This is a genomic window from Alteromonas sp. MMG017, from assembly GCF_018100795.1.
Taxonomy (GTDB): Bacteria; Pseudomonadota; Gammaproteobacteria; order Enterobacterales; family Alteromonadaceae; genus Alteromonas.
The window spans coordinates 228,394-242,600 of the sequence record NZ_JAGJDY010000001.1; the positions used below are offsets into that span (position 1 = coordinate 228,394).

Genomic DNA, 14,207 nt, shown 5'->3' on the forward strand with positions numbered 1-14,207 from the left:
GTACAATATTGCGTAACGTGAGCTGAAAGTAGCAAATATGCTCAATGTTTGGAAGCGATACCTCAACCAACTTGCAAATAAGAACAATTATCAATAGCATGTAGGCTCACAACTTTGGTACTTATTATGTCTGCCGCTCGCATTTTAATAATAGAAGACGATATAACCCTTAGCGATCAGGTAGCTAGGCTGCTAAAAGAAAAAGGGTTTACCACTACGCAGTGCTTAGATGGCCAGAAAGGCTTATTAACGGCGTTGCAGGAAAGCTTCGATCTCATTCTACTCGATATCTTACTGCCTTCGCTCAATGGCTTGGCAGTTTTGAATCAAATTCGAAAAGTTAAGCACACTCCTGTGATGATGATTACCGCCAGTGGTGCAGAACAAGAGCGCATTGAAGGCTATAGAAAAGGCGCTGATGATTACTTACCTAAGCCATTTAATTTCACCGAAATGATGCTTAGAATAGAAGCCTTACTGCGCCGTAGCCAGCGAGACACAACTCCCCCAAAACAAGCTTCACAGTTAATCATTGATGCGCTTCAACTTAACCGAATTAAGCAAGATGTTCGCTTTTCAGGGAACGGCGTTGAACTCACTCCTATTCAATTTAAGTTACTTTGGGTGCTATTAGAAAACCACCATGAAGTGATGACCAAAGCCTTCTTATATCAAAGCGTGCTTAACCGGCCTTTTAGTCGTTATGATAGAAGTTTAGACATGCACATTAGCCGTGTACGTAAAAAGCTAGTAGAAGCAGGTATGCCGCCAGAAAGACTTTCTACCTTGCATGGCAAAGGCTATCGCTTCTCATGAAATACACCCTGTTTTGGCGTATGTGTACTGTAATTGGCGTAGGTACCGTACTGCTTTTTTGGGCCATAGACTGGTTAACTAATCATACCGAATCTAGCATGAGCTTTATTGCACAAGAGCATCAGCAGCAATTGCTAGATTACGGAAAAGAAGCCGATGAAATTTGGAAAAATGAAGGTGAAGAAGCTCTATCTGCTTGGCTTAAGATGCTTCAAGAAAAAGAGCAAACCTGGGTAGGTGTAGTTAGTTCAGATATAACTCCCCTGGCCGATTCCACTATCTACAAACCCTTTTTCGACCGCTTTCAATATGGCAGAAGTGTGGAGTGGAAAATACACTTATATTTTCAGCAAAACCCCGTGATGGAATTGCCCTTTGCCGATGCGAGCACACACTTATTAATTGAACTGCCTCAGCGTATGCGCCCGGGTGCAATGTTGCTGTACGCCAATGCCTTACTACAGATTGCGCTGCCGCTAATATTACTGTGCATATTGAGTTTGGTGTTATACCGCCATGTAATGTCGCCGTTAAGAAAACTGGAGAACGTCACCAAATCCTTCAGTGCGGGACATTATGATGTAAGGACCAATGCGTCGCTACTTGAGCGTAATGACGAACTTACCCGCTTAGCTGTTACTTTCGATAAAATGGCCGATAGAACCAGCAAGCTTATTTATAATCAACGCCAGTTACTGGCAGATTTATCTCATGAGTTACGCACACCGCTAACGCGCATCGATATGGCGGTTGATTTTGTAGAGCAACAAATTAACCCGCAACAAGCATTAGCGCGACTTCGCTACGAAGCTTCTACCATGCGCAACTTAGTTGAAGATACCCTTACTCTTGCGTGGTTAAACACTGAATCTCCTCAGCTAAATACTGATGATTTTGATTTGGTGGAATTAATACAGGTTATTTGCGAAGACGCCCGATTCGAATACCCTGACAAAAACCTTGTTAGCACGCTGCCAGAAAAAGCGCCGTTAACCCAAAGCAGCCAAATAGCATTGGGCCAAGCAATAGAGAATATTATTCGTAACGCATTACGCCATACGCCTGAAAAATCGGAAGTAGAAGTACTGCTCGCCATCACCGAGCAGGGTTATCGGCTATGTGTGAAAGACAATGGCCCTGGCGTGCCTGAACATATGCTTGGGGACATTTTTAAGCCATTCTTTCGGGTAGATAAAGCCAGGGCATCTATAGGCGAACGAATAGATACATCACAAAGCACTGGCTTTGGTTTAGGTTTGGCCTTAGCCCACCGGCAAATTGAAGCCGTAGGCGGCAGTATCAAAGCTCAAAACTATACTGATGATGCCCAGAGCTATAAGGAAGACGCCAGTGGCTATAACAACACTCCCCAGAGCCATAACGACAAAAACACCCAGCGCAGCGGGCTAAAAATTCAAATTGAATTACCTCGCTCATCGGCCACTGCTCACTAATGTTCACGAGTACCCATTGAACGACCTACTCTTTAACTACGGGCTACCCTTAAATTTCTAACTCGGCGATGGGAACTCTCATTTTGACTAACCGTTTTGATTAACCGTTTCAACTAATCGTATTGGCGCAACCGTTTGGGCTCGCTGACTAATCGGCGCCACGCCAATACAATGCCGGTATATACTAGTACACACGCTAGTAATGACACCAACCCCGCCACCGTTTGGCCAATAACCCCGAAGTATTCACCGGTATGTAAAAAACGTGCCGTACCCCATGCTTGCCCACCAAGAGACCAATCTTGTTTTCTTAGTACCTGGGTTACTTCGCCTGTTTGGGTATCGAAAAAAAGCGAATAAGCGAGTTCTTGTCTATGCCCAATGCTTTTATCAATGAAGAAACGGGCTTCGTGTTTATGCTCACCTATTTCCATCCACATTGAATACCAGTCTTCGTACTCATTCGCACTGGCGTGTTGCTGGGCTGCTTTAAAGAGCGTTTCGTAGGGCACTAAGTCAGCCGCTAAACTGGTAATTCCTTCATGTTGCTCTCGGGCAGGCACACTTTCACCAAAGGCGCCGTATATGGCCTTATTGGCCCAATCGAAGTGAAAAATAGTAGCCGTTAACGCAATAACAAACAGCGGTATTAAACACCAGATACCGAAGACGAAATGCCATTGCCGATTTCTATGATGTGAATTTTGATAGGTTTTGAGTAATAGGGTTTGCTGTTTAAAGGCCCTTAAATTGAAACGCTTGGGTAGCCATAAATAAAGGCCACTTACGATCAAAAAGATAAACACAAGATTGGCGTACGCCGTAATGTTTTTGCCTATTGCGCGATAGTCACCTGCAAAGGATAAATACCGGTGAAAATCGGTGACCACATGGAAAAATTCTCCCACCATACCCTCGCCTTCTCGAAGAATTTCGCCAGTATAAGGGTGTAGTAAAAAGCTGTGCCTACCCGCCCAAGCAGGAATGACCGCGCCTTCTCGGTTTACCCAACGAACATAAATATGTGGTTCATTAGGCTTAAGCTGTTGCAGTATCGACACCACCTCATCGGTGCTGATACGAGTGCGGTCTGTCGGTTTGGTTTGGCTGGCTGAATCTTCTTTAGTGCTAACTTCTACGTCGTATAGCCTTTCACTGAATTCTACGATTTGCCGTTCATAAGTCAGTAATACGCCCGTAAAGGACATACACAAAACAAATATGCCGGCAATTAAGCCGGCAATAAGGTGGGTCCAAAAAAACCACCTTTTTATCGTTTTAGCGCTCATAGCGTTAGTGACCTAGCGCTAAAAATTATACGTCACTGATAGCCTGATATCTCTACCGGCTTCATGAGGGCCGATGACAGTAGCAAATACTTCGCTGTAATCACCCACACTTGAATGATCGATGTAGTACTCGTCAAACAAGTTTGATACCGCTAAGTTAACAAGTATGTTGCTTGTAGCCTGCCACTCACCATAGATATCAACCAAGGTGTAACTGGGTTTGTTTAGGGTATACAAACTATCTGTCCAACCCAAATCAACTGCTTGGTGCAAAGTATCAATATCTCGAGATCTAACCTGCCTAATACTTGTACCAACGCTAATATCGGCGTTAACCGTGTAATCTACGCCAACCACTAAAGTATCGCCGCGGCTATTACCTAAGCCCACAAATTCATAACCGTTCAAATCAATAGATGAATAATCTACGTTGTAAATACCGTCTCTTGGGTCAAGTTCAGTATCAGCAGTTGAGAAACCAAAGAAAAAGTCGAATGAATCTACGCGATAGGCAAGATCGAACTCAATACCGCTGCTTTCTACAGTACCAATGTTATTAAAAACAGAATTACCTTCGTAACCTTCAAAAATCACATCATCTAGGGTTGAGTTATAAACGCTTAATCTCGCATTTAAGTTGTTAGCGCTGTATTCAATTGAGGCTTCAATGTTTTGTACCGTTTCTGGTACCAAATCATCAGCAACTACTGGAATATCTGAGCCATCATAAAGGTAACCGTCGATCGTGAAACCATCGCCAATCTCTTTTCCTCTAGCGGCTTCGGCATAACCTAGCCCTAAGGTCCAAGCTTCGGTAAGCTGATAAGCAACACCAATATTGAAGCTTAATTCAGAGTCGTCTAGTGAAGCTTCGCTGTCGGTAACTGGGGTACCGTAATACTCTTCAAGCAAAATGCGTTGCTGGAAATCATAGTCGTCGTAGCGCACACCATAGCTAAGCAATAGTTCAGGGGTAATGTCGCTATAACCTTGAGCGTAGATGCCCATAACGCTGCTTTCTTCCGCGTTCTCTACCGCTCCTGCTGCGGGGCCGCTATTCACTTCATCGCTGCGGTAATCTACACCGTATACAAACTTATGATTTGCTGTTTCGCTGGTATTGCGAATATCAAAACCGTAAGTATCAATTTCAGCTAACCAGTTAAACCTACCACCTTGGAATGAAGAGTCGGTTTGATAGGCCGTGGCTTCTAAATAGAGCATGTCACTGTGCGCGAAACGGTAGTTTGCCACATAAGTATCACGCTGTGCTTCACTTGGGTAAAGTGCTGCACCTTCTAATACTACCCAGTTAGGGCGGGCAGAAAACTCACCCTCTTCGTCACGTTGTTCAACACTCAGCGATAAGTAATGGTTTTCTGCAATATCACCACTGGCTTTAAGGAACAACATATCTTGATCGGCTGCTGTGCCGTAAATTTCGTTTCCGTCGCCATCTTCCATATTGTCGCGATCTACCGTGCTGTAATAACCAAGCACGCCCCATGTATCACTTAGTTTTCCGTATAAACTACCGCTATAGCGTGTACCGTCATTCGAAAAGTAACTTGCTTTAACACGGCCACCAAATTGCTCACCTTCAGCTAAAAGGTCGTCAGCATCTTTGGTTTTAAAGCGGATTGAACCACCAATAGCACCAGGGCCACTGGTTGCTTCACCAGCACCAGCCTGCACATCAATTTGCTGGAGTAAATCTGGATCGATGGTGACACGGCCAATATGATGAAATAGGGTTGAAGTTTGCTGCGCACCATCAACAGTAACATTTAAGTACGCGTCTTCCAGGCCACGGATATATATCTTTTGCGCCACGCCAACCGAACCACCAACACTAATGGAAGGCGAGTTGCGAAATATATCAGCGAGATCATTAGCTTGGTATTGCTCGATGTCTTCAGCAGTAATGCTTAAGTTTGTTGTAGCGCCTACTACCGAGATTTTTTCAACAGCGGCTGTTTCGACAGGCTTAGCTTCATCAACTGCTTGTACCTGGGCATAGGAAAACGCGCTAGATAGAGTGCAAACCGCACCAATGAACACTCGTTTTTTCAAAGAAAGCTCCAATTAAATGTTTAGTTATTCTTAATAAGAAACATTCTCATTTACTTCGCCTTGAAAAGGTAGTGTTTTTACAATTGTTACATTTTGAGCTAAGAGGGAGTTTGAAAGATTACTGTTGTTCGTCTACAGGCTGAGTATTTGGATCTTCACTATTCGCTTGCTCAGCTAGTTTTTCGCGCTCGGCTTTAGAAACATAAGCCGGTTTATTGCTCTTATGAATTTTAGCGTTCGCTTTTTTATCTTTCTTCTGAAGTTTCTTAATGATTTTTTTACGACGGTTCATACCCAATTGCCTCAAACAGCCTTACTCATTCTGCCTATTATACAGGGTTTACGGCTAAAGCTGCCAATATGCGTATTTGCGAAGGGGGCTTACTGAATAATGGTGCCTCGACCCGGGATTGTAACGCGCGGTGCAACCGCAGGGACACGCCAGCGTGTTCCGCTAACTTGATACATTAGCTAAGATCAAAAAAGCCCCGCATTTTCATGCAGGGCTTCTTGAATAATGGTGCCTCGACCCGGGATTGTAACGCGCGGTGCAACCGCAGGGACACGCCAGCGTGTTCCGCTAACTTGATACAATAGCCTAGATCAAAAAAGCCCTCGCATTTCTGCAAGGGCTTCCTGAATAATGGTGCCTCGACCCGGGATTGTAACGCGCGGTGCAACCGCAGGGACACGCCAGCGTGTTCCGCTAACTTGATACAATAGCTTAGATCAAAAAAGCCCCGAACATTTCTGTTCAGGGCCCTTCGAATAATGGTGCCTCGACCCGGGATTGTAACGCGCGGTGCAACCGCAGGGACACGCCAGCGTGTTCCGATAGCCTAGATCTAAAAAGGCCCGCATAAATGCGAGCCTTTAGAATAATGGTGCCTCGACCCGGGATCGAACCAGGGACACGCGGATTTTCAATCCGCTGCTCTACCAACTGAGCTATCGAGGCAAAATCTTTTAGCGTTTGGGCGTTTGCTGCCTGTCTCGCTGTGGGTGCGTATTAAACGGATTTCCGACTAACAAGTCAACCGTTTTTGTCGGTTTTTTTTCGGTTTTGTTACCGTTTGCACATTGTTTATGCAAAATACGCTTTTTTGGTTATTTTTCAGGCGGAACATAGCCTTCAATTGTAGGTTCTACACCGTCGAACAAGTAAGCCGACATACTTTGCTCTAAAAACTGTCTGGCGGTCGGTTCCATCATATTTAACTTATTTTCGTTAATTAGCATGGTTTGTTTCTTTTGCCAGTCGGCCCATGCTTCTTTTGAAATGTTGTCGTAAATACGTTTTCCTAGCTCACCGGGGTAAAGCTGAAAATCTAAGCCGTCGGCTTCTTTTTGTAAACGTTGGCAAAATACCACTCTACTCATTGTATGTCCTTAACCTATTCGATGCGCTAAAGCACATGCACTAATTGTTGAATGATTTTCTTAGTAGGCGCAGCTAAACCTACCTCAATAGGTTCATTAAACATAAACCATTGGGATTTTTGTTCTGCCACCTGCTTTCTGGGGACTGAGTTTATCACGGCAAACACCGGTGTTATATCCAAATGAAAGTGACTAAAGGTATGCCTAAACGCCGTTTGGGTTTCAAACGAACTGGCTTCAATACCTCGCTTGGCAAGTTCAGCTTCGGCGCTTTGTATATCTTGGGCTTCAATAAAGCCATATAAACCACCCCACAAGCCGCTAGAAGGCCGCTGCTCCAAATAAACCTGCTGTTGGAACAATGGCACTATAAGTAACGTACTTCGCTCTGGTATGGCTTTCTTGGGCTTTTTACCAGGGAATTCAGTTTGTGCCCCTTGAGCATACGCCAAACAATCGTGTTGTAACGGGCATTCATCACACTTTGGCTTGCTGCGAGTACATACCATAGCCCCCAAATCCATCATCACTTGCGTGTAGTTGGCACTGCGTTTTTCTGGCGTGTTCTTTTCTGCCACTTCCCACAGCGCATTTTCTACTGCTTTTTGACCGGGCCAGCCGCCAATAGCATAGTAGCGAGCCAGCACGCGTTTCACATTGCCATCTAATATGGGGTGGCGCTGGTTGCGCGAAATAGACAATACCGCGCCAGCGGTAGAACGCCCTATTCCAGGCAAAGCTATTACATCGTCTATGTTGTCAGGAAACGTACCGCCGTGCTGCTCTACAATTTGCTTCGCCGCTTTATGTAAATTTCTTGCGCGGGCGTAGTAGCCTAAACCTGTCCAATGGTGCAGTACATCATCTTGTGCTGCATTAGCTAGCTCCACCACGCTGGGGAAAGATTGCATAAACCGTTCAAAATACGGGATGACAGTGGTGACTTGTGTTTGCTGCAACATAATCTCAGACACCCACACTTTGTAAGGGGTAATATCTTGTTGCCATGGTAGGTGCTTGCGACCATGAATGTCGTACCAAGCAAGTACTCGTTCAGCAAAAGTGTTGGGGTTAACCGTATTTGTCATAAAAACTGCACAATGAATGACCTTTAGCTACATTTAATAGCCATTAGGTTTTATTGATAAATGGCCTGATATGTTAGCATGTCGAGGTATAAATGTATTTTAGGAGTCTTTGTGACCACCAGCGCCCCCGTTCTATTTCTACCCGGAACCTTATGCGACGAACGTGTTTGGTTGCCCGTTTGGCAACGCATGAAAATTTCCCAGCGTCGCTATGTGCCCTTACAGTGGGCCGCCACCAAAGACGACATGCTCGCGCTTACTTCTGACCGCGTCATTCAAGACGAAAAAGTACATCTTGTGGGCTATTCAATGGGTGGCTATATTGCAGCGTTATGGGCATCGCAAAATATGGAGCACGTGGCGTCTATTACGCTTATTGGATACGATGCCAAAGGCTTATCTAGCGAAGAAATAGCAAGAAGAAAGCAAATGGTCTCTATGCTGAGTAACGGTGAATTCAAGCCTGAAAACCCTGCCTATTTCGCTCGCTTTGTTCACACTACACATCAAGAAAATCCCGATGTTATGGGCGTTGTGCAGTCTATGGCCGAAGACTTGGGTAAAAATACCTTAGTGGGTCACACTCAAGCGACAACACCTAGAGAAGACCTGATAAAAGTATTCGCAAAATCAAAGGTCCCCGTTAATATCATTGCTGCGGATGACGATGAAATTGCACCACTAGGTTCGCTACAAGCAATGGCCGACAAAATACCTACTTCGAATATTTACAAAGTAGAAAATTCCGGACATATGATGCTGCTGGAACAACCCGAAAAGCTTGCTACACTGCTTAGCAATTGTATAGATGTTTAAAAAAACCGCATTTTATTCGCTCTTTATTGTGCTTTTAGTTAAATATAGCGTTGCATAACATGCCGCTAACTGGATAATGCGCCACCAGTAAATTGGGGCAAGAAAGGTATTGCAAATGAGGCAATTCAAAAGCCAGGCCGAGGCTGAAGCCGCTGGTGTTCACGTAAGTAAAGTTAAAAGCTTCGTAAAGCGCGAAGGCCGCTTAACAAAAGCGCAAACTCGCGCCATTGAAGAATTTTGGCCAACCATGGGTATTGATTACCAAAAGGCTGAACTCGACTTATCTGTGCTGTTCGGCAGAACCGCGCCAGTAGTCATTGAAATTGGCTTTGGTATGGGTAAATCATTGGTTGAAATGGCCGCAGCTGCCCCTGAGAAAAATTTCATTGGCATTGAAGTGCATCGACCTGGCGTAGGTGCTTGTTTGGCTGAAGCTGGCGAACAGGGTTTAACCAATTTGCGCGTGATGGATCACGATGCAGTTGAAGTACTTAAGAATATGATCCCAGATGGTGGGTTGTCTCGATTGCAATTGTTCTTCCCCGATCCTTGGCATAAAAAGCGTCACCATAAGCGCCGTATTGTTCAGCCTGAATTTGCTGCCCTTGTGCTAACCAAATTAGAAAAAGGCGGCTGTTTCCATATGGCTACCGACTGGGAACCTTACGCAGAACACATGGCCGAAGTAATGGATGCAACTTCAGGCTATGCAAATACTGCACAAGAAGGTACCTATGTGCCTCGCCCTGAATATCGACCTATCACTAAATTTGAAACCCGTGGCCAAAAGCTAGGTCATGGTGTTTGGGATCTTATTTACGAGCGAGCGCAGTAATGATTTTAACGCCTCAAAGCCAACTATTAGAACGCAATATCAACATTTTTGAGCAAGGCGAATGGTTGTTTATCAACCCTTCTGATGCCTACTTCCTTGATGCCCTTAAGCATAAAAATATAACGGTAATGCACCAATACTTCGACATATTTTCTGAATGTGTTCGAGTAATATCGTCATCAAGCTTTGATAGCCGCGATATCACTAAAGATGGTTTTGAGGTAGTACAAAAAGTGGGGTCGCACACTCATCATTTCACGCCATTTATGCGTAATGAGCATACCCATACTGACGTGCTAATTTTTCTGCCTAAAGCAAAATCTCATTTTCAAATGCTATTGCGCATGGCAGCCGGCATGGTGGGTCAAAATGGCCGCATCCATGTAGTGGGCGAAAACAAAGGCGGCATTAAAAGCGCTGCTAAACTCATGCAACCTTACGGGGTTACCCATAAAGTAGATTCTGCCCGTCACTGCAGTTTAATTACCACCATTGTTGAACAGCCTCACTTAGCGTTTGAACCAGAAGCTTGGCTTGAAACCGACACTTATGAGATTGGCAGCACAAGCTGGCCTGTATGCTCTTTACCTGGCGTATTTAGCCATGGCGAACTCGACAAAGGCACCAAGCTACTGCTAGAAAAACATACCTCGGGTATGAGTGGCAATGTATTAGACTTCGCATGTGGTGCCGGGGTAATTGCTAGTTACTTAATGCTTACCTACCCTCACTTAAAAATGCAGTTGTCAGATATAAGCGCCCTTGCGATTTATGCCAGTGCAATGACGTTAGCGGCCAATGGTCAATCAGCCACCTTGCATGCTGCGAACGGTTTATATGGCATCGAGGGGAAAGTACAGCATATTGTCACCAACCCACCATTTCATACTGGCCTTAAAACCGACTACACCATTACCAAGCGATTTATTGAAGACGCTCGTAAAATGCTAAGTCAAAACGGCACGTTGCAAATGGTTGCTAACCGTTTCTTGCCCTACCCTGGGCTGCTAGCTGAACACTTCCCTCGCGTGTTAACTACTGCACAAACCACACAATTTTCGTTATATCAGGCAGCATAGTAATAGCACTTTTACTAAAGCCTGTGCTAACGTAAATAGATTCCCCCTATATTCGATATATGGGGCTGAATATATGTCAGCCCTAATTCGCGCAACAGCTATAGAGCCCACTCAGAGGCCATAGGCGCGTTCATATAATACGAGGCATTCGTGTGAAAATTGTATTCGCTATCTCTGAAGTAGAAGAACTGGTAAAAACAGGTGGCTTAGCAGATGTCGGCAAAGCACTTCCACTTGCATTAAAAGACGCAGGAGAAGATGTAGCCATTGTTATGCCTTACTACAAGGTATTAGCAGACTCGTTAGACTTACCTACGGCATGTGAAACACAAACGCTATTCACCGAATACAAGGTATATAACTTCGAAGTGCGAGTAATGGACTGGCATGGCATACCCGTATACTTTGTAGATTACCCAGAATACTTCATGCGTGAAGGTTTGTACTCCAACGCGTACGAGGCTTATGAAGACAATGGCGAGCGCTTTTGTTTCTTTAGTGGCGCAGTATTGGCCGCCCTTCAAGCTATTAATTATTCGCCAGACGTTATTCATTGCCACGATTGGCATACGGCCATGCTGCCTTACCTAACAGCTTACGATAACACTGGATTTTTTGATAAAACCCGTACCGTATTTACCATTCACAATGCCGCGTTCCAAGGGGTAAACCTACTTGAAAAAGTACCGTTTCTACGCCATCACCCCGGCATTCTGGCACAGGTTCATGGCGGCTATATCAATATGCTTCAATCGGGTATCGAGTTTGCCACTAAAGTAACCACCGTTAGCCCCCATTACGCACAAGAGCTGTTAACCGACCTAGGCAGCCACGGTTTGCATGAACGTTTAGTTAGACGTAAAACTGACCTTTCCGGCATATTAAACGGGTGCGATTATACGCAATGGAACCCAGCTACTGATTCTTTCTTACCAGAACACTACGATGTAGATAACCTACTGCCTAAGCAAACCTGTAAGAGCGCCTTACAAGAAAAGTCTGGTTTGCCGAAAAATGTCAGTATTCCACTTATTGGTATGGTGTGTCGTCTTACCGAGCAGAAAGGTTTTGGCTATATTCTGCCTATTCTTGATGAACTGGTTCAGCATAATGTGCAAATCGTTATTGTAGGTACTGGCGATCCTAAAATGTGTATGGATTTGGGTGAATTTGCGCAAAATAATCCGTCTCAGTTCGCGTTTATTAATGGGTTTAGCTCAGAACACGCGCATCTTGTTGAGGCCGGCGCCGACTTCTTCTTAATGCCATCGCAGTTTGAGCCTTGTGGGCTAAATCAAATGTACAGTTTGGCCTACGGCACCATTCCTATCGTGCGCGCGGTAGGTGGTTTGAAAGACACTGTGGTGGACAATCGCCATAGCGAAGATGCCACAGGCTTTGTGTTTGAACAGCCACGCCCTGAAGCCCTGCTTGCCTGTATTCGTCGCGCTTTATTGTTTTATTACGAGCACCCAGTGAAGTTCAGAGAAATGCAGCAAAGAGGTATGAATACCCGCTTTACTTGGGAACGTGCCGCTGGTGAATATATAAAACTTTACGAATCTATGTTCGTTTAACTATGCGGCCTTTAAAGGCTTGTACGGCGTTTCTTTCTTTTTGTTAAAGAATGCGCCACTATTATTGAGCGTTCATTGAAACAGATAATCTGATAATTAGCATGACAGATCGGGCTATAAAACTTTCTATACGAAGTTTATTTTTGTGGGTGGTAATGACCATCGCCGCAATTTCGCTGGTAAGCACCTCCGGTTTGTCTATCTATACCCAAATAAACGCTTATCGATACGAATTGGATAACCGCGCAAATCTACTGTCTAAGATGACCGCTAATGCGGTTGCAGGCCCGCTTCGAAATTCTAGCCAGGCATTGATGGAAGAATCTTTACTATTCTTAGATGCTGCTGACAAAGTGTTAAACGTTCATATCTATAAAAGCTTACCTGATGGCGCTAACACCTCAAGTAACGTTGAACGCTTTGCTTCTTACAACAAAGGCGGCCAGTTACTTATTCCTGGAAAGCAAAAACAGCTAATTAACCTAGATCAAACTCCCTTGCTCACTGAAGATAATGATTACTTAGAAAGTAGTCGGAAAATTTTTGACCCAGAGACAAACGAAGTTTTGGGATGGGTTTACCTTCGGATGTCTGCAGATGGGTTTAGCCAGCACATGGTTAAAACGGTTCTAGTTAACCTTGGGATTATGCTTTTCTTACTCATATTCAGCTTTTTGTTAGCATTGCGTTTTCAGCGCCGTGCCACTACCCCGATTGAAAAGCTTTCTTTTTTCTTACAGCGCACCTCTAGGCAGCGTGACTATTCCGCTAGAGCAGAACCGTCAAATATTAAAGAAATAAACGTGCTGTCTGATGATGTGAATATTATGCTGTCTCGCATACAAGAATACATGCACAAGCAGCGTCAGGCCGAAGAACAGCACAGAAAGCTGAATGCCAGCTTAGAAGAAATGGTAAGCCAACGAACTAATGCACTGAAAGACGCCAACCAAGAGTTAATTCAAACCCTTGAAAAGCTGCATGAGTTTCAACGCCAAATTGTACAAAATGAAAAAATGGCATCGTTGGGTGACATGGTGGCCGGAGTTGCCCATGAAGTAAATACTCCCATCGGTTTAGGGGTTACCGCTTCTACTATGATGCTCGACAGATTGGCGGTTATTGAAAGGGATTTTGAGAATAAAACCCTAAAAGCCAGTGCCATGAAACGCTTTATGGATGAAAGTCATGAAAATCTAAACATCATTTATCGCAATTTGAACCGCGCTGCCGAGCTAATTTCCAGTTTTAAACAGGTTGCAGTGGATCAATCGAGCGAAAGTAGCCGAACCTTTTGCTTTGCACAGCTAGTTAATGAGATACTACTGTCGTTACAGCCTCGCTTAAAAAAATTACAACACAACATCAACGTAGATTGCGACCCTACCTTATGCGTTGAAACGAAGGCTGGTCCTATTAATCAAATCATTATTAACCTTATTATGAATTCGGTTATTCATGGTTTTGAGAACATAGAAAAAGGCCAGATTGATATCTGTGCTGAATTAATTACAACGAACAAGCTAAAGTTAGTGTATCGGGATAACGGTATCGGGATCCCATCAGATATTCGTAAACGTATTTTCGACCCTTTCGTTACCACAAAACGTGGACAAGGGGGGTCTGGATTAGGCATGCACTTAGTGTACAATTTAGTCACTCAAGCGCTAAATGGTTCTATATCGATTACCAGCGAAGTGGGTAGTGGTGTAGAATTTGTTATAGTTTTTCCTGTTTCCAGTGCGAAAACATCATAATACCTGTATAACTATTGAACTTTGCTTGAAATTCGTTGGCTAA

At 44.3% G+C, this 14,207-nt stretch carries 12 protein-coding genes and 1 tRNA gene; 7 read left to right on the plus strand and 6 right to left on the minus strand.

Annotation, left to right across the window (positions count from 1 at the left end; all coding sequences use genetic code 11):
- The first annotated feature begins 126 nt into the window (after positions 1 to 126).
- Positions 127 to 816, plus strand: coding sequence for a response regulator transcription factor (locus J8L84_RS01045; RefSeq protein ID WP_211069060.1), 690 nt, complete (start codon positions 127 to 129; stop codon positions 814 to 816).
- Positions 813 to 2,270, plus strand: coding sequence for a sensor histidine kinase (locus J8L84_RS01050; protein WP_211069061.1), 1,458 nt, complete (start codon positions 813 to 815; stop codon positions 2,268 to 2,270). Before J8L84_RS01045 ends, J8L84_RS01050 begins: the two co-directional genes overlap by 4 nt.
- A gap of 113 nt (positions 2,271 to 2,383) precedes the next feature.
- Here the strand turns inward: J8L84_RS01050 and J8L84_RS01055 are convergent, their stop codons facing one another.
- The 6 genes from J8L84_RS01055 to mutY all read right to left on the minus strand — a co-directional run bounded on the left by J8L84_RS01055 (position 2,384) and on the right by mutY (position 8,100).
- Positions 2,384 to 3,559, minus strand: a complete 1,176-nt coding sequence (locus J8L84_RS01055; protein ID WP_211069062.1) for a PepSY-associated TM helix domain-containing protein — start codon at positions 3,557 to 3,559, stop codon at positions 2,384 to 2,386.
- Between the two features lie 18 nt (positions 3,560 to 3,577).
- The gene (locus tag J8L84_RS01060; protein ID WP_211069063.1) at positions 3,578 to 5,632 is read right to left on the minus strand and encodes a TonB-dependent receptor; all 2,055 of its coding nucleotides are present in this window, start codon (positions 5,630 to 5,632) and stop codon (positions 3,578 to 3,580) included.
- Between the two features lie 118 nt (positions 5,633 to 5,750).
- A complete protein-coding gene (locus J8L84_RS01065; RefSeq protein ID WP_211069064.1) occupies positions 5,751 to 5,924 on the minus strand; it encodes a DUF2986 domain-containing protein in 174 nt (57 codons plus the stop codon).
- Positions 5,925 to 6,514: 590 nt separating this feature from the next.
- Positions 6,515 to 6,590 (minus strand) — tRNA-Phe (locus J8L84_RS01070).
- Positions 6,591 to 6,739: 149 nt separating this feature from the next.
- Positions 6,740 to 7,012, minus strand: coding sequence for an oxidative damage protection protein (locus J8L84_RS01075; RefSeq protein ID WP_013785835.1), 273 nt, complete (start codon positions 7,010 to 7,012; stop codon positions 6,740 to 6,742).
- A gap of 26 nt (positions 7,013 to 7,038) precedes the next feature.
- Positions 7,039 to 8,100 (minus strand): A/G-specific adenine glycosylase, encoded by a 1,062-nt coding sequence (gene mutY, locus J8L84_RS01080; protein ID WP_211069065.1) that lies wholly within the window; start codon positions 8,098 to 8,100, stop codon positions 7,039 to 7,041.
- Positions 8,101 to 8,211: 111 nt separating this feature from the next.
- On the opposite strand from mutY, the gene J8L84_RS01085 reads away from it, so the two are divergent.
- The 5 genes from J8L84_RS01085 (at position 8,212) to J8L84_RS01105 (ending at position 14,164) form a co-directional block, all read left to right on the plus strand.
- Entirely contained in the window at positions 8,212 to 8,916 is a 705-nt protein-coding gene (locus tag J8L84_RS01085; protein ID WP_211069066.1) for an alpha/beta hydrolase, read from the plus strand.
- Positions 8,917 to 9,031: 115 nt separating this feature from the next.
- On the plus strand, positions 9,032 to 9,751 hold the full coding sequence (gene trmB / locus J8L84_RS01090) for a tRNA (guanosine(46)-N7)-methyltransferase TrmB (protein ID WP_211069067.1): 720 nt from the start codon (positions 9,032 to 9,034) through the stop codon (positions 9,749 to 9,751).
- On the plus strand, positions 9,751 to 10,830 hold the full coding sequence (locus J8L84_RS01095; protein ID WP_211069068.1) for a methyltransferase: 1,080 nt from the start codon (positions 9,751 to 9,753) through the stop codon (positions 10,828 to 10,830). The genes trmB and J8L84_RS01095 overlap by 1 nt, the downstream gene beginning before the upstream one ends.
- A gap of 152 nt (positions 10,831 to 10,982) precedes the next feature.
- Positions 10,983 to 12,407, plus strand: a complete 1,425-nt coding sequence (gene glgA, locus J8L84_RS01100) for a glycogen synthase GlgA (protein ID WP_211069069.1) — start codon at positions 10,983 to 10,985, stop codon at positions 12,405 to 12,407.
- A 101-nt stretch (positions 12,408 to 12,508) separates the two neighbouring features.
- Positions 12,509 to 14,164: an ATP-binding protein gene (locus tag J8L84_RS01105; RefSeq protein ID WP_211069070.1), complete on the plus strand. Its 1,656-nt coding sequence runs from the start codon at positions 12,509 to 12,511 to the stop codon at positions 14,162 to 14,164.
- Positions 14,165 to 14,207: the final 43 nt, after the last annotated feature.

Coding starts and splice junctions, on each gene's coding strand:
- J8L84_RS01045 (WP_211069060.1), top strand. CDS start 127: ATGTCTGCCGCTCGCATTTTAATAATAGAAGACGATATAACCCTTAGC.
- J8L84_RS01050 (WP_211069061.1), top strand. CDS start 813: ATGAAATACACCCTGTTTTGGCGTATGTGTACTGTAATTGGCGTAGGT.
- J8L84_RS01055 (WP_211069062.1), bottom strand. CDS start 3,559: ATGAGCGCTAAAACGATAAAAAGGTGGTTTTTTTGGACCCACCTTATT.
- J8L84_RS01065 (WP_211069064.1), bottom strand. CDS start 5,924: ATGAACCGTCGTAAAAAAATCATTAAGAAACTTCAGAAGAAAGATAAA.
- J8L84_RS01075 (WP_013785835.1), bottom strand. CDS start 7,012: ATGAGTAGAGTGGTATTTTGCCAACGTTTACAAAAAGAAGCCGACGGC.
- mutY (WP_211069065.1), bottom strand. CDS start 8,100: ATGACAAATACGGTTAACCCCAACACTTTTGCTGAACGAGTACTTGCT.
- trmB (WP_211069067.1), top strand. CDS start 9,032: ATGAGGCAATTCAAAAGCCAGGCCGAGGCTGAAGCCGCTGGTGTTCAC.
- J8L84_RS01095 (WP_211069068.1), top strand. CDS start 9,751: ATGATTTTAACGCCTCAAAGCCAACTATTAGAACGCAATATCAACATT.
- J8L84_RS01105 (WP_211069070.1), top strand. CDS start 12,509: ATGACAGATCGGGCTATAAAACTTTCTATACGAAGTTTATTTTTGTGG.